Origin of the sequence: Pseudarthrobacter enclensis (genome assembly GCF_030811655.1) — a bacterium.
Classification (GTDB): Bacteria; Actinomycetota; Actinomycetes; order Actinomycetales; family Micrococcaceae; genus Arthrobacter; species Arthrobacter enclensis_A.
Genome location: NZ_JAUSRE010000002.1, coordinates 22540 through 38467, shown reverse-complemented (window position 1 = coordinate 38467; position 15928 = coordinate 22540). Strand labels below are relative to the sequence as shown.

Below are 15928 nucleotides of genomic sequence, written 5' to 3'. Positions count from 1 at the left end.
TCCGGCCGGGTGTTGCCAGGCGGACTAGGCTGGATTCATGAACGTGGACGAAACCAACCTTCCGGGCCTTGGCCTCAGGAAGGATTTCATGACCGCCTCCGGACGCCGCATCGGCGTGGTGGAGCGGCGGGAAGGCCAAACGGAACTCATCGTTTCCACCTGGGACGATCCCGACACCTGCCAGGCCTCCATTCCGCTCACCAGCGACGAGGCGGCAACGCTCGGCAACCTGCTGGGCGGCACCCACCTGGCCATGAAGCTCGCGGAGGAGCACAAGGACGTTCCGGGCATCGTCACCCGGCAGTTCTCCATCGCCGCGGACTCCCCGTTCCAAAACCAGCCCATGGGCAAGGCCTGCATCCGCACCCGGTGCGGCGTCTCCATTGTTGCCATCATGCGCGAGGGTGAGGTGCTGCCTTCGCCCGGGCCCGACGTCGTCCTGCACGCCGGTGACCTGCTGGTGGCCGTCGGCACCCAGCAGGGCCTTGACTCAGCGGCCGATATCCTGCGCAACGGTTAGTCCACATGGACCCGCTGGCCCTGACCCTCATTGAACTGGGGGCCGTTGTGTTCTGCCTCGGCCTGCTGGCCAGGCTGGCGGGACGGATCGGGATGTCGCCCATCCCGCTTTACCTGCTGGGCGGCCTCGCTTTCGGAGCCGGCGGCATCATCAAGCTGGAAGGCATGCACGAGTTCGCCCACCTCTCGGGTGAGATCGGCGTCATCCTGCTGCTGCTTATGCTCGGACTGGAATATACAGCGGCCGAACTCTTCACGGGCCTCCGCCGCTCATGGCAGGCGGGCGTTCTGGACCTTGTCCTGAACTTCGTGCCCGGGGCTGCGCTTGCCCTCCTCCTCGGCTGGGGCGGCGTGGGCGCCATGGTCATGGGCGGGGTGACCTACATTTCCTCGTCCGGCATCGCCGCCAAAGTCATCACGGACCTCGGCCGGCTCGGAAACCGTGAAACGCCCGTGGTCCTGTCCATCCTGGTGTTCGAGGACCTCGCCATGGCCGTCTACCTGCCCATCCTGACAGCCACCCTGGCCGGCGTGGGTTTCCTTGGCGGCCTCACCACAGTAGGCATTGCCCTGGCCGTGGTCACCATGGTCCTCATGGTGGCCCTGCGGCACGGGCATCACGTCTCCAAGGCGGTCCACAGCGAGAACTCCGAGGTCTTCCTGCTCAACGTCCTCGGGGCTGCCCTGCTGGTGGCCGGCGCGGCGTCCGCCATGCAGGTCTCCGCCGCTGTGGGGGCCTTCATGCTGGGCATCGCCATCTCAGGCTCCACCGCCCACAACGCCACCCGCATCCTGGAGCCGCTGCGGGACCTGTTCGCCGCCATCTTCTTTGTGGCCTTCGGCCTCAATACGGATCCCACATCCATTCCGCCCGTGCTGGCATGGGCGCTGGTCCTGGCCGTGGCCACGGCAGCCACCAAGATGGCCACCGGGATCTGGGCAGCGAGACGGTCAGGGATAGCCCGGCCCGGCCGCTTCCGTGCCGGAGCCGCGCTGGTGGCCCGCGGTGAGTTCTCGATCGTCATTGCCGGCCTGGCCGTTGCCTCGGGCGCTGTTCCCCATGACCTCGCGGCACTGGCCACCGCCTACGTGCTGCTGATGGCCGTGATGGGCCCCCTGGCGGCGCGCTACGTGGAACCGCTGGCCAGGCCGTTCATCCGGCCTCGGGCGGTCGCACCGCAGGTCTAGGCGCAGGGGCAGCCGCCAGCCGCCCCCGATGCGGCTAGAGCCGGGTTTTGTGGAAGTTCAAGTGGCTGCGGCTGGCAGTGGGCCCACGCTGGCCCTGGTACCGGTTGCCGTACTCCCCCTGCCCGTACGGGTACTCCGCAGCGGAGCTGAGCCGGAAGAAGCAGAGCTGGCCGATCTTCATCCCGGGCCACAGCTTGATGGGCAGGGTGGCCATGTTGGACAGCTCAAGGGTGACGTGGCCGGAAAACCCGGGGTCGATGAAGCCGGCAGTGGAGTGCGTCAGCAGGCCCAGCCGGCCCAGCGACGACTTACCTTCCAGGCGGGCCGCAATGTCGTCCGGCAGTGTCACGGTCTCATAGGTGGAACCCAGGACGAACTCCCCCGGGTGCAGGATGAAGGCCTCGTCCTGCTCGACTTCAACCAGCCGCGTCAGTTCGGGCTGCTCCTGCGCCGGATCGATGTGTGCGTACTTGTGGTTGTCGAACAACCGGAAGAACTTATCTATCCGGACATCCACGGACGACGGCTGGACCATCGCCGGATCGTACGGTTCCAGCACGATCCGTTCGGAATCAATTTCGGCACGAATGTCGCGGTCAGAGATCAGCACCGTCCCAAATTACCGTATCGGTTATCCACACCTGCATTTTCCCGTTGTTGCTGTGGCCCAGTGGGGCTAATGTTGCGAATGATAGCCGCCGGAATGGTCTCCCGGATGGCGTAACAGAGCTGGGGATGTTGTGAATAAATTAGTGGCACCGTCTGTCGTCGGCGTGCTCTGTGCGTTTGCGCTGGTCTCTTCGAACGCTGCTGCACCCCCTGCTGCGCTGCCCACCGGCGCGGCAGGACCGGCCAGCATCACGCTTGCCGCTCCCCTGGTGCGCAACAACGGGGGGTCCGCCGCCGTGTCCGGGCCCACCGGCGCCCTCACCCCTGCCGTGGACCCTGACATCCGTGCCGCTTCACCCCTGACGGGTGCCGCCCCCGTGCCGGCGCCCACCACTGCGGCGCCTGCTCCTGCAGGCAGCGGGGCAGCCTCCGCGGTAACGTCGCCGGCACCGGCTGCCGCCTCCACGGGGCCCACCCCGCAAACGGCTTCCATCCCGCCGCTGTGGGCGCCGGACCTGGAACTGGCGTCACCGCCTCCTGCGCAACCGGCCGTACCCGAGTCCGCTGCCGCCCTTCCGTCAACGGAGGCCCTCGTGCCGGACAGCAACTCCGCTGCCATCCTCACGGTGTTCACCAAGATCAACGAGTACCGGGTAGCCAACGGGCTGAACACGGTGAAGTACCACCCCACTGTGGCCGGGTTGGCCCAGGACTGGTCGGATAACATCGCCACGCGCGAGGTGATCGAGCACCGGGCCAGCTTCTGGACCGACCCCCGCGCCCTGAGCCCCAGCAGCGCCGGCGAGGTCATTGCCATCCGGACCGACCGCGACGCCGCACAGCTCGTCGAGTGGTGGAAGGGTTCGCCGGGGCACAACGCCATGCTCCTCGATCCACGGTTCAACGTGATGGGCATCGGCATTTCGTACACCAACTCCACGTACCAGATCTGGGGAGTGGTGGACTTCTTCGGTTACGCCACGCTTCCGGCCGGCACCATCGATTCCCCGGGCGGCTCAGGGTCCGCCAGCTCAGGGTCGGGCGGCGCCTTTCCGCCACCGCCGCCAAGCCTGTGCGACGCCCCCGTACGCCACATGCCGCCCACCCTGAACCTGGCAGCGGCAGCCATCAAGGGACCGGGTGACCTCGTTTCCGTCGACTCAGCCGGCCAACTGCTTGACCGGGCGTCCACCGGCCCCCGCACCTATGCGCCGGCCAGGGTGATCGGCTCGGGCTTCGGCGGGGCCAAGGAAGTCTTCGTCACCGACTGGGACCGCGACGGCACCTATGACGTCCTGGCCCAATGGACCAACGGCAACCTGACGCTGTACCGCGGCATTGCCGCCGGGGGGTTCCAGGCCCCCATCACTCTCGGCACGGGCGGCTGGGACACGCTGACCCTCGCGGTGGGAGGCTGGTGCGCCAACAACCGGATGCCCCAGATCCTGGCCCTGGACAGCGCCGGCAACCTCTACCTGTACGGCAACAAGGGGACCGGCGACATAGCGCAGCGGGTCACGGTCGCCACGGGCATCTACGCCTCCCGGCTCTCCATGGTGGACTACGACAGCGACGGCTTCCAGGATGTCCTGGCACTGGGGGCGGATGGAAGCGTACAGCTCTACCGCGGCTGGGGCACCGCTTCGCTTCGCACGGAAACCCGGCCCACGGTAGCCACCGGATGGTCAGACGTCACGGGAATCCGGGCGCTGCGCAACGTGACCGGACTGAACTCCACGGGCGTCGCGCTCCGGCGCGCCAATGACACCGTGCAGTACTGGGACCTGAGCGCCGGAAGCCTCGCCTCGCCGTCGAACATTGCCGGACCCTGGACGGGGCAGCGACTGGCGCAGTGACTGGGCGGTGAAGCGGCCGCCTCAGACGGCCGGTTCGAGTTCCAGCACGTGCTTCAGCCGGGCCAGCTGGGCCACATCGGCGCTGACCCGCCGCTGCAGCATTCCGTCAAGGAACCCCAACTTGCTGAGGAATCCAAAGCGTCCCTGGCGTTTCGCTTCCATGGCGAAACGCACCCGCGTTCCGGCCCCTTCAGTGCTGAGGTAGTAACCGCCCCACCGGGTTGCCGGACCGGACACGATGTGGAACTCGATTTCGGCCCCGGGGCGCACATTGGTGATCTCAAGCTCCGCCGGGATGCTCAGGCCGGAGCGGCCGGCCACCATTTTGCGGTACACCGCTCCCTTGGCGTCCGCGGGGCCCTGCATGAGTTTCACGCTGCGCACATCGGTCCGCCATGACGGGAGGTTGGTCGTGTCAAGGAGGTATTGGTACACGGCCGTGGCGTCGCGTTCTATGAGGACCTCGTGCTCTGCCATTGCCATGAAAGAAATTCCTGTGGTTGACGTCGGCTGCCGCAATAGCAGCCTCCCCCAACTCGGCCGCTACCCGGATCAGGTTAGCCAGCGCCTGCGCCCGGACCTAGCGGGCACCGCGGACGTTATTGAAGAGTTACTGGATGACGCGGGGTGAAGGACACGGACCCGCCGCGCGCCGTGGTCACGGGGAGCCCCCAAATCTGCGCTAAGCTAAGTCCTGCCCCGCGCAGGCGGCGGCACTGCGGCTGTAGCTCAATGGTAGAGCGCTAGCTTCCCAAGCTTGATACGCGGGTTCGATTCCCGTCAGCCGCTCCAGTTTTCCCTGCCGGACCTAGGCAGCCGCCCGGCGGGCAATCCGCACCGGATGCCGGCGGTCCCGCCAGTCCACTTTCAGCCGCAGTGAGCCCTTCCGCGCCAGGATTGTGCCTACGGTCATCGCGGCAAGGGCCGGGACGCCGCCCGAGACCAGCAGGGCAGCATGCGGGTTGGCATGTTCGGCGATCGAGCCCAGCATGGGGCCGCCCAGTGCCTGGCCCCCGATCTGCACCATGATGTACAGGCTCATCACGCGGCCGCGGATGCCCAGGTTGGAACTGACCTGCACCAGCTGGTTGCAGCCGGTCAGGAACATGAGGCACCAGAATCCGGACAACACCATTACCGCTCCGAAGGACACCATGGATGGGGCAAGCGCGGCAAGGCAGAGCATCAGGCCGTACATGCCCGCGCAGAACACCACGGACCGAAGACGCAGTTGACGACGGCGGGTGGACGCCACTGCGCCGGACAGCGCGCCGAGTGCCACCAGCGCGTTGAGCACGCCGTAGCCGCCGGCACCCACCTGGAAGACGTGGTCCGCGAACGCAGCAAGGATGACGGGAAGGCTCATGGCGAAGACTGAAACAAAGCCGGCCATCAGCCACGGCCAGTAGATGGTGGGCTTACTCAAGGCGTAGCGCAGCCCCTCCCGCAGCATCCCCTTGCTCTTCGGGGCAGGCGCGTTGACGTACAGCTGGTCCTTGCGCAGGATCAGGAGCATCGCCACCGTGGAGCAGCAGGCCACGGCATTGGCGGCAAAGGCCCAGCCCGCCCCCACAGCGGTCAGGAGCAGGCCGGCGATGGCGGGTCCGATCAGGCCGCCCAGCTGGAAGGTGGTGGAGTTGACGCTGATGGCATTCCGCAAATAGGTGGGACCCACCAGTTCGTTGACGAACACCTGACGGGCAGGCTGGTCGAGGACGGTCACCAGGCCAAGGACCAATGCGATGCCGTAGACATGCCACACCATGATGACACCGGTGAGCGCAAGGGTGGCCAGCGTTGCAGCCAGGACGGCGGCCACGCTCTGGCACAGGATGAGGATCTTCCGTTTGGCGAACCGGTCAGCGACCATGCCGCCCCAGGGGCCGAGCAGCAGGGAGGGCAGGAACTGCAGCGCTACGGTTACGCCGACGGCGGTCACGGAACCGGAGAGTTGCAGCACCAGCCAGTCCTGGGAGATCCGCTGCATCCAGACGGCAATGACCGCGATGAAGTGGCCGGCGGCGAAAATCCGGAAGTTGGGCACCTTGAGGGAGATGAAAGTGTGCTTCCAGGGGAGACGCTCCGCAATGACGGGAATCGGCTGGGTTTGGTTGCCAGGAGGCGCTGAACCCGCCGCGTCGATGAAGGGTTGGGAGACGGAGGCCGACGAAGGCGGTGGGGGTGCCACAGGTATGTCCTCAAGATTGCGGGCGGTCTGGGATGCCCTTAACGCTAGGCTGGCAGAACAGATTATGGACACCTATGGTCCCTATAACTCCTATTGCAAAGCGCAATAGGTCGGCCGGGACCTTGGACCACGGGAGCCCCCATGTTTGAACCAGCCCAGCTGCGGTCCTTCCTTGCAGTGGCGGACACCCTCAGCTTCACCAAGGCCGCCGAACGCCTGGGACTGGCGCAGCCCACCATCAGCCAGCACATCCGCAAACTGGAGGCGGCCGCCAAGCGCACCCTGATCACCCGGGACACGCGGGACGTACGGCTGACCGACAACGGCGACGCCATGGCCGGTTTCGCACGGACCATCCTGTCCGCGCATGACGCCGCAGCCCGCTACTTCTCCGGTTCGGCGATGCGCGGGCGGTTGCGGTTCGGTACGGCCGATGACCTCGCCATCACCGGACTGCCGCGGATCCTGCGCGAGTTCCGGCAGATCTACCCCCAGATCAACCTGGAACTGACAGTGGGGCAAAGCGACCAGCTCTACCGCAAGCTCAACGCCGGCCAGCTGGATCTCGTCTTCGTGAAATGGGTGGCGGGGGCGAAGGACGGCACAGTGGTCCAGCACGACTCGTTTTCCTGGGTAGGCCTGGAGCAGACCCTGCTGGAACCCGGCACGCCCGTGCCGCTGATCGCCTACCCGGCCCCCAGCCTCAGCCGCAAACTGGCCATCGATGCGCTGGAAGCCCACGGCCGGACCTGGCGGATCACCTGCACCACCCGGCAGATCAGCGGGGTACTTGCGGCGGTCCGGGCCGGCATCGGTGTGGCTGTCATGCCAACTTCGCTGGTGCCCGAAGACTTGAAGATCATCACCCGACGCTTCGACCTGCCCGCAGTAGGGGATGTGGACTTCACCCTGATCCGCAACCCACTGGCCAACCCTGAGGTGATCGATGCCCTCACCCAGTCGATTGTCGGCCGGACCATTAACAGGCAAACCTAACTCTCTTCGGGCCCGATTTCCAGCATTTAGGGGAGATAGGGGGCCCGTGTCCATTGATAGGGGAACTGGCTTAACCTATGCTGGTTTTCCAAGGTCAAGCAGCAGGCCAGTTCACCGAAACAAGCGCGTATCCGCATGCCGGAAAAGCGCTGGGGACAGGCAGCCAATGACGACAGCCAGGAACATCCATCTCGATTCTGCGCACGCACGCCAGCACTCCACTGCACGGCCGACCACGCGCCAGAACACCCTCGGAACCGGACGCGCCTCCGTAGACTCCGGATACGTGGGAAAGCCCACCTGCGACAAATGCCGAACAGACGAGTTCGTCTATCTTGAGTCGTATATTCCGCCTACGTACCGACGTGACGGAAGTGTGGCCACGCTCGGCGAAGTGGCCTACACCTGCACCCGCTGCGAGGATTTCTCAGCCCACAACGTCCCGGTCACCTGGACGCCGCCCGGCTGGTATCTGGGCTAGCGGACACGCAAAAGGTCCGGTGGTTGAGCTTGTGGAAACAAGCCAACCACCGGACCTTTTTGTGTCTGCCGGTGCTAGATCAGCGCGTCCGAAAGATGGTTCGGGGTGCCGAAGCGGTGGGCGGTGATGCTGACCGCCTGCTCGTGCAGGAACGGCAGCAGTTCCACGCGGCCGGCCTCGGTGACGGGGTGGGCGTAGATGGCCACATCGGGGCGCCCGCCGGTCGCCTCAGCCAGCGCGGAGGCGTCGCCGCCGATCAGCCGGATCCGGGCGTTGGACAGCTTGCCTGCCGATGCGAGGCGTTCCGCCGAAGCCAGCCAGCCGGCGTCGGACTCCACCGTCACCTCGATGTCCTGCGCGGTGAGCACGGAGCGCAGCTGGGCGGGAAGTTCGACGGCGGTGGACACGGTCAGCGCCGAGCCCGCCAGCACGCCGGCGGCCACAGTCCGGACTAGGTGGGCCAGCGGCGCGCCTTCCGCAAGGCGGACGGTAACCGGCAGGCTGCGGTAGCGGAAGATGTTGCGTTCCGCGCTCAGGCCGGAGACGTCCTTGGCGGTGCCGAATTCGTCAGTCCAGGCCTGGGCGTCGGACGCCAAGGCGCGCTGGACCGACTCAAGCTCGGCCGGGGCCAGGGCGGGGCCGGCTGCGTCGAGGATGCGGCGGACACCCCGGTGGCTGACGGCTGCCGTGGCGGTGCTGGTTGCGGGGATCCAGTCGCCCAGGCCGGCCAGGTAGTTGGGGCCACCGGCCTTGGTACCGGCGCCGACCGCTGACTTCTTCCAGCCACCGAACGGCTGGCGCTGCACGATTGCTCCCGTGATGCCGCGGTTGACGTAGAGGTTGCCGGCCTGGATGGAGTCCAGCCAGATACCGAGCTCCTCGGAGTTGAGGGAGTGCAGTCCGGCGGTGAGGCCGTACTCGATCTGGTTCTGGATGGCAATGGCTTCTTCGAGGGTCTCGGCTGTCATGACGCCCAGCACGGGGCCGAAGAACTCGGTCAGGTGGAAGTAGGAACCACGCTTGACGCCGTAGCGCACACCCGGGCTCCAAAGCCGCCCGGTCTCATCAAGCTTCTTCGGTTCCACGGCCCAGTCTTCCCCCTCGCCCAGCGTGGTGAGGGCGTTGAGGAGCTTGCCGTTGGCCGGCTCGATGATGGGACCCATCTGGCTGGTGGGATCCTGCGGGTAGCCCACCTTGAGGGAGGTCACTGCGTCGATCAGCTGGTTGTGGAACCGCTTGGACTTGGCCACGGAGCCCACCAGGATCACCAGTGAGGCAGCGGAGCACTTCTGGCCGGCGTGGCCGAACGCGGAGTAGGCAACGTCCTTGGCCGCGAGGTCCAGGTCGGCGCTGGGGGTGACGATGATGGCGTTCTTGCCGCTGGTCTCGGCCAGCAGCGGCAGGTCCTTCCGGAAGGAGCGGAACAGCTCGGCGGTCTCGTAGCCGCCGGTGAGGATGACGCGGTCCACGGACGGGTGGCTGATGAGCTGCGTTCCCAGCTCGCGCTCCCCCAGCTGGACCATGGTCAGCACGCCCTTGGGCACGCCGGCTTCCCAGAGTGCTTCCACCATGACGGCGCCGCTGCGGGCGGCCTGCTTGGCGGGCTTGATGACGACGGCGGAGCCGGCGGCGAGTGCCGCAAGGGTGGACCCTGCCGGGATGGCGACGGGGAAGTTCCACGGCGGGGTGACGACGGTGAGCTTGGCAGGGACGAACGTGGCGCCGTCGACCGTGTCCAGCCTGCGCGCCGACTCGGCGTAGTAGTGCGCGAAGTCCACGGCCTCACTGACCTCGGGGTCGCCTTGGTCGATGGTCTTGCCGGTCTCGCTGGCCATGACCTCGAGCAGGTCGGCGCGGCGCGCTTCCAGGATCTCGCCGGCGCGGTGCAGGATTTCGGCGCGCTCGTTGCCGGAGAGCCCGCCCCAGGCCTTGCCCTTGTCCAGCGCGTTGCCGATGGCGGCGTTGAGCTTGGTTTCGTCATCGATGAAGGCGGCCTTCACGGCGGCGCTGCCCAGGGTGGAGGACGGCACGCGCTCCAGGATGGCCCGGCCCCAGTCGCGGTTGGCGGGCAGGGACGGGTCGGTGTCCGGCGTGTTGCCGAAGCCCTCGTGCGGCCTCGGAACCGGCGGCAGGCTGCGGTCCTGGCGGCGGTTCGGCAGCGGGACCGTGTTGTCCAGGGCCTCCAGCGAAGCGAGGAAGCGCTGCTTTTCGCGTTCGAACAGGCCCTCGTTTTCGCTCAGCTCAAAGACGGCGGACATGAAGTTGTCCTGGCTGGCGCCCTCTTCGAGGCGGCGGATCAGGTAGGCAATGGCGACGTCGAACTCGGACGGGTGGACCACCGGCGTGTACAGCAGGAGGGAGCCCACGTCCTTCTTGACGGCCTCGGCCTGGCCCTGTGCCATGCCCAGCAGCATTTCGAACTCGATGCCGGACTCCACGCCGCGCTGCTTGGCCAGGAGCCAGGCGAAGGCGATGTCGAACAGGTTGTGGCCGGCGACGCCGATCCGGATGTTCCTGATCCGCTCCGGGTGCAGGGCGTAGTTGATGACGCTCTTGTAGCTGGTGTCGGAGTCCTGCTTGGAGCCCCAGGTGGCCAGCGGCCAGTCGTGCAGGGAGGCTTCCACCTGTTCCATGGGCAGGTTGGCGCCCTTGACCACGCGGACCTTGATGCCCGCGCCCCCGTTGGCGCGGCGGGCAGCGGCCCAGTCCTGCAGGCGGATCATGGCGGACAGGGCGTCCGGGAGGTAGGCCTGGAGGACGATGCCGGCTTCGAGGTTCTTGAACTCGGGCTTGTCCAGGATCCGGGTGAAGACCGCGATGGTCATGTCCAGGTCCTTGTACTCCTCCATGTCCAGGTTGATGAACTTGGCCTTGGGGAAGGATGCGGCGCGCTGGAACAGCGGGGTGAGCTTTTCGACGACGTGCTCCACGGCCTCGTCGAAGGCCCAGGCGGAGTGCGGGGCCACGGTGGAGGAGACCTTGATGGAGACGTAGTCGACGTCGGGGCGGGCCAGCAGCGTGTGCGTGCCCTCGAGCCGGCGGGAGGCCTCGTGCTCGCCGAGGACAGCCTCGCCCAGGAGGTTGACGTTGAGCTTGATGCCGTCCTTCCTGATCTTGGCGATGGCAGGACCCAGCTTGGCGTCGGTGGCGTCAACGATCAGGTGGCCCACCATCTCGCGCAGGACCTTGCGGGCGACGGGGATGACCACCTGGGGCAGGACGGGGGCCATGGTGCCGCCCAGCGCCACGGCGCTGCGCATGTACCAGGGCAGGAAGGCCGGAACCTTCGGCGCCAGCTTGGCGAGGTTGCGCGCGGCAACATTCAGGTCTTCGGGGCGGACCACGCCGTCCACGAACCCAACGGTGAATTCCAGGCCGTTGGGGTCCTTCAGGACGCCGGCGAGCTGCTGCGCCGAGGCGTCAACGGGAACCTTTGAGGCCTCCGTCAGCCAGCGGCGGACAAGGGCGACCGTCTCATCGGCGAGGGCCTTTGCCTGGGGGACGTCGACGTCGACCGTCTGCGGGGTGGCCGCTTTGGCGACTGCCGGTTCCATTGCAACGTGGGTCATGGTTTTCCCGATCTTTCTTAGTGTGGGAGGGGTCTTTCCACCAGTATGAGCTTCTCCTCACATAAGATAAAGCGATCTTTTCCAACCTATACAGGTTAGAAAAACCAATGCTTTTCGCATCTTGAAACGCCCCACCACCTGATACCCCCAAACCACCAACGCCCCACCACCTGATACCCCCAAACCACCAACGCCCCACCACCTGATACCCCCAAACCACCAACGCCCCACCACCCTTTATGGAAAGCAGCGAACCCTCCCCCACGGAATGTGGGAGAGGGTTCGGCAGGACGCTTCACCTGATAACGCGTTGGGGGAAAACGCGCAGTAGGTGATGGGGCGTTGGAGGAAAACGCGCAGTAGGTGATGGCGCGTCGGGTGTGGGATTAGGTGAGCGGGCCGTGGAGGTCCGCGAGTTCCTGGTGGCGCGGGCTGTTGGGGTTCATCAGGGAGTGCTTCCGGCCATAGCCGAAGTAGATCACCAGGCCGATGATCAGCCACACCACGAACCGCAGCCACGTTTCCCAGTGCAGCTGGAGCATCAGGAAGGCCGAGGCCAGAACGCCGAAGGCAGGGATCACGGGCATCAGGGGCAGGCGGAACGTGCGGGGCGCATCCGGCCGCTTGTAACGGAAGATGATCACGGACAGGCAGACGACGACGAACGCGGCCAGGATGCCGATGTTGGTGAGATCCGCGACCGCCTTGATGGGGAAGACGCCGGCCAGGAAAGCGGAAGCGATGCCGGCGATCCAGGTAACGCGCTGCGGGGTGCCGTGGCGGTCAGTCTTGGCGAACCAGCCGGGGAGCAGGCCGTCGCGGCTCATGGAGAACCACACGCGGGTCACGCCGAGCAGGAAGGTGAGCATCACGGTGAGGATGGACAGCACCGCGAACACCGAAATGATGGTGGCAATGACGGGCAGGCCCACGGAAGTGAACGCGGAAGCGAAACCGGCCTTGGGGTCGATGTCCTTGTAGTTCTGCATGCCCGTGAGGACCAGGGTGGCGGCAACGTAGAGCAGCATGGCGATGATGAGCGAGAGCACGATGGCCTTGGGCATGTGCTTCTTGCCGTCCTTGGCTTCCTCTGCGGCGGTACTCATGGCGTCGTACCCAAAGACCGCGAAGAAGACGGTGGCGGATCCTGCCACGACCGGGCCGAAGCCGCTGGGCATGAACGGGTTGTAGTTGTCGGTGTTGATGTAGAAGACACCCAGCCCGATGATGAAGAGGATCAGCACCACCTTGATGGCCACGGCGACGAGCTCGAACCTGCCGAAGGCCTTGGTGCCGCGGGACAGGATCCAGGTGACCAGGAGGCAGACCAGGATGGCAGGAATATTGACGATGCCGCCCTTGCCTTCGTCAAACGTGGAGGTCATCCAGGCCGGCAGGTGGATGCCAATGCCGGCCAGGAAGGCGTCCAGGTAGCCGGAGATGCCGATGGCCACCACCGCCACAATGGCGATGTATTCCAGCAGCAGGTCCCAGCCAATGAACCAGCCGATCACCTCGCCGAGTGCCACGTAGCCATAGGTGTAGGCAGACCCTGCGCGTGGGATCATGCCCGCGAATTCCGCGTAGGACAGGGCCGCGGCCGCTGAGGCCAGGCCTGCGATCAGGAAGGAGATCAGTACCGCGGGCCCCACTCCCGGGTTGCCTTCGCTGCCGGCGGCCACCAATCCCGCAAGGGAAAAGATGCCGACGCCGATAATGCCGCCAACACCAATGGCGGTGAGCTGCCACAGCCCGAGGGACTTGAACAGCCCGCTGTGCTTGCTCTCTTCTTCGATGTCATCGATCGGCTTGCGCCGCATGATCGACTGGCTCAAATCTTTACTGCTCATCAGGAACTCCTGCTTTGGGGTCTACCCCGCCGCGGCACGCCAAGGAAACTGGCTGTGACGGGGGTAACTCGGTTCCAACAGTATGCGTGCGGGGTTGCGTTAGATAAAGTGACTACTTCTAACCTATATTCATTAGTTTCAGTTAGGAATCCATCATGCTTGACGTCCGCAGGCTCCGGCTGCTCCGCGAGTTAAGCATCCGCGGCACGCTTGCCGAGGTGGCCGAAGCACTGCAGTACAGCCCGTCGTCGGTCTCCCAGCAGCTGGCGCTCCTGGAAAAGGAAGTGGGCGTGGAGCTGCTCCGCAAAACCGGACGGCGGGTGCAGCTGACGCCCCAGGCGGAAGTTCTGGTGGCGCATACGGCGCAGCTGCTGGAAACCATGGAACAGGCCGAAGCGGACCTGGCTGCGTCCCTGACCACGGTGACCGGAACCGTGCGGATCGCCGTTTTCCAGTCCGCCGCCCTGGCGCTGATGCCCGATACCTTGACCAGGATGGCCGCCAGGTATCCGGAGGTGCGGATCGAGATGATCCAGCGTGAGCCGGAAACGGCACTGCATGAGACGTGGGCGCGGGACTTTGACCTGGTGATCGCCGAGCAGTATCCGGGCCACGCGGCCCCGCGCTACCCCGAACTGGACAAGGTGAAGCTGACCACCGATGCCATCCGCCTGGCTGTTCCCCCACCATCCCCGGGCAGGCCGGCCATCCGTTCCCTGGCGGACACGGCGGAGCTGTCCTGGGTCATGGAGCCGCGGGGGGCCGCGTCACGGCATTGGGCCGAACAGGCCTGCCGCAGCGAAGGGTTCGAGCCCGACGTCCGCTTTGAAACGGCCGACCTCCAGGCCCAGGCGCGGCTGATCGAGTCCGGAAACGCGGTGGCCCTGATGCCGGACCTCGTCTGGACCGGCCGCGGGACAACGGCCCAGCTGCTGGAGCTTCCCGGAAAGCCGCACCGCACCATCTTTACCTCGGTCCGCCGCTCCAGCGCCCAGCGGCCGGCGATCCTTGCGGCCCGGGAGACGCTTGCCGCAGCAGCCGCCGCCGTGGCGACGGACGACGCCGGGTGACCGGCCGCCGTCGTACCTGTCCCTGAGTGCGCTGCCAGACAGCACGTCGTTGAGCGCCAGCACCCCTGCGCAACGACGGCACACATCACTGCGCGCGAGCGTCATCCGGAGTCGCCGTGTTTCGTGCGTCACTGCGGTCAGGGGGCCGCAGGTCTAGACTTGAGCCGTTATGAATCGAACAATGTTCAAGTCCAAAATCCACCGGGCCACCGTCACGCACGCCGACCTGCACTACGTAGGATCGGTCACCGTCGACCTGGACCTGCTCGAGGCCGCCGACATCCTCCCCGGCGAACTGGTGTCCATCGTGGACGTCACCAACGGCGCGCGGCTTGAAACGTACACCATCGCCGGTGAACGCGGCTCCGGCGTGATCGGCATCAACGGTGCAGCGGCGCACCTGATGCACGAGAACGACATTGTCATCCTGATTACCTACGCCCAGATGACCACCGAAGAGGCCAAGTCCTTCGAGCCGCGCGTGGTCCACGTGGACGAAAACAACCGGGTCATCCAGCTGGGCAACGACCCCGCCGAGGGCATCACGCCCGGCATGATGCGCCCGCCCTTCGCGCTTAACAACGCCGCCCTGTAACCGGAGCGTGGACTCCGGCAGACACCTGACCCATGCCCGGGGAGGCATCCTTTGCTAGGGGTGCTGGCAGGGTTCTTCGTGGTCTGGTGCATCATCCTGGTGGGATGGTTCGTGGGCCGGCGGCGGATCCTCGGGGATAACGCGCGGCCTGTCCTGAGCGGCCTCACCTTCTTCGTGGCCAGCCCGGCCCTTCTCTTTGAGACGTTAAGCAAGGCCCACCTGCAGGAAGTATTCGCCGAGCCCCTGCTGGTCACCGCCGTCGCGGCCATCACCACGGCCACCATTTTCTTCACCATCGCGCGGTTTTGGCTGCGGCGGGCGCTTCCCGAGGCGCTGATGTCCGCCATGTCCGCTTCCCTTGCCAACTCGGCCAACCTGGGTATTCCGATCGCGGTATATGTCCTGGGCGACGCCAGCTATGTGGCGCCGCTGCTGATCTTCCAGCTGGCGTTCTTCACCCCGATGTTCCTCATGATCCTGGACTCGAGCACCAGCACGCACCGCACCACGGTGGTGGGGTTCTTCCTGATGATCCTGCGCAATCCCATGATCGTGGGTTCCGGCCTGGGGTTGCTGGTGGCCGGCACCGGCTTCCAGGTCCCGGCGCTGGTGATGGAGCCGATCCACCTGATCGGCGGGGCGGCGATTCCTGCCATGCTCATCGCGTTCGGGATGAGCCTGAACGGCACCCGGCCGCTGCAGGCCGCTGCAGGCAGACGGGTGGACACCGTGCTGGCGAGCGGTTTCAAGCTCGCCGTCCAGCCGGCCCTTGCCTATACTTTTGCCCGCTTCGCGCTGGGGATGGACGGCCATGCGCTGTTCGCCGTGGTGGTCACGTCGGCGCTCCCCACCGCACAGAACGTCTTCGTGGCGGCAAGCCGGTACCAGACGGGACTCACCGTCGCCAAGGACACCGTCCTGATCACCACCGTGGTGGCAGTGCCGGCGATGATTGGCGTGGCACTGCTGCTGGCATAGGCACCGACCAAAGGCATGACCGCAGCTTG

General features: G+C 66.1%; 13 protein-coding genes and 1 tRNA gene. 9 read left to right on the top strand and 5 right to left on the bottom strand.

The window, feature by feature from the left end:
* The first annotated feature begins 37 nt into the window (after window positions 1-37).
* Window positions 38-520 (top strand): cation:proton antiporter regulatory subunit, encoded by a 483-nt coding sequence (locus J2X98_RS01860; RefSeq protein WP_141945318.1) that lies wholly within the window; start codon window positions 38-40, stop codon window positions 518-520.
* 5 nt (window positions 521-525) lie between these two features.
* On the top strand, window positions 526-1707 hold the full coding sequence (locus J2X98_RS01855; RefSeq protein ID WP_141945316.1) for a cation:proton antiporter: 1182 nt from the start codon (window positions 526-528) through the stop codon (window positions 1705-1707).
* A gap of 34 nt (window positions 1708-1741) precedes the next feature.
* Here J2X98_RS01855 and dcd read toward each other — a convergent pair whose 3' ends face one another.
* Window positions 1742-2317, bottom strand: a complete 576-nt coding sequence (gene dcd, locus J2X98_RS01850) for a dCTP deaminase (protein ID WP_307303762.1) — start codon at window positions 2315-2317, stop codon at window positions 1742-1744.
* Between the two features lie 142 nt (window positions 2318-2459).
* Between dcd and J2X98_RS01845 the strand changes: the two genes are divergently transcribed.
* Window positions 2460-4172 carry a CAP domain-containing protein gene (locus tag J2X98_RS01845; protein WP_307303760.1) on the top strand — a complete coding sequence of 571 codons (1713 nt, stop codon included), beginning with the start codon at window positions 2460-2462 and terminating at the stop codon, window positions 4170-4172.
* 21 nt (window positions 4173-4193) lie between these two features.
* Here J2X98_RS01845 and J2X98_RS01840 read toward each other — a convergent pair whose 3' ends face one another.
* The gene (locus J2X98_RS01840; RefSeq protein ID WP_307303758.1) at window positions 4194-4655 is read right to left on the bottom strand and encodes an SRPBCC family protein; all 462 of its coding nucleotides are present in this window, start codon (window positions 4653-4655) and stop codon (window positions 4194-4196) included.
* A gap of 235 nt (window positions 4656-4890) precedes the next feature.
* Here J2X98_RS01840 and J2X98_RS01835 point away from each other — a divergent pair.
* Window positions 4891-4964, top strand: a tRNA-Gly gene (locus J2X98_RS01835).
* Window positions 4965-4980: 16 nt separating this feature from the next.
* Here the strand turns inward: J2X98_RS01835 and J2X98_RS01830 are convergent.
* Window positions 4981-6360, bottom strand: coding sequence for an MFS transporter (locus tag J2X98_RS01830; RefSeq protein WP_141945310.1), 1380 nt, complete (start codon window positions 6358-6360; stop codon window positions 4981-4983).
* 141 nt (window positions 6361-6501) lie between these two features.
* Here J2X98_RS01830 and J2X98_RS01825 point away from each other — a divergent pair, with 141 nt between their 5' ends.
* Window positions 6502-7356, top strand: coding sequence for a LysR substrate-binding domain-containing protein (locus J2X98_RS01825; protein ID WP_141945308.1), 855 nt, complete (start codon window positions 6502-6504; stop codon window positions 7354-7356).
* Window positions 7357-7522: 166 nt separating this feature from the next.
* Complete coding sequence (locus J2X98_RS01820) at window positions 7523-7837, top strand: hypothetical protein (RefSeq protein ID WP_141945306.1); 315 nt, start codon at window positions 7523-7525, stop codon at window positions 7835-7837.
* Between the two features lie 74 nt (window positions 7838-7911).
* Here the strand turns inward: J2X98_RS01820 and J2X98_RS01815 are convergent, their stop codons facing one another.
* Together J2X98_RS01815 and J2X98_RS01810 are read right to left on the bottom strand one after the other, a co-directional pair.
* The gene (locus J2X98_RS01815) at window positions 7912-11406 is read right to left on the bottom strand and encodes a bifunctional proline dehydrogenase/L-glutamate gamma-semialdehyde dehydrogenase (protein WP_307303753.1); all 3495 of its coding nucleotides are present in this window, start codon (window positions 11404-11406) and stop codon (window positions 7912-7914) included.
* Between the two features lie 386 nt (window positions 11407-11792).
* On the bottom strand, window positions 11793-13256 hold the full coding sequence (locus tag J2X98_RS01810) for an amino acid permease (protein ID WP_307303751.1): 1464 nt from the start codon (window positions 13254-13256) through the stop codon (window positions 11793-11795).
* A 155-nt stretch (window positions 13257-13411) separates the two neighbouring features.
* On the opposite strand from J2X98_RS01810, the gene J2X98_RS01805 reads away from it, so the two are divergent.
* From J2X98_RS01805 to J2X98_RS01795, 3 genes are all read left to right on the top strand, one after another.
* Window positions 13412-14326, top strand: coding sequence for a LysR substrate-binding domain-containing protein (locus tag J2X98_RS01805; RefSeq protein ID WP_307303749.1), 915 nt, complete (start codon window positions 13412-13414; stop codon window positions 14324-14326).
* A gap of 169 nt (window positions 14327-14495) precedes the next feature.
* Complete coding sequence (gene panD / locus J2X98_RS01800; protein ID WP_174237563.1) at window positions 14496-14921, top strand: aspartate 1-decarboxylase; 426 nt, start codon at window positions 14496-14498, stop codon at window positions 14919-14921.
* A 51-nt stretch (window positions 14922-14972) separates the two neighbouring features.
* Complete coding sequence (locus J2X98_RS01795) at window positions 14973-15899, top strand: AEC family transporter (protein ID WP_307303746.1); 927 nt, start codon at window positions 14973-14975, stop codon at window positions 15897-15899.
* Window positions 15900-15928 lie beyond the last annotated feature (29 nt).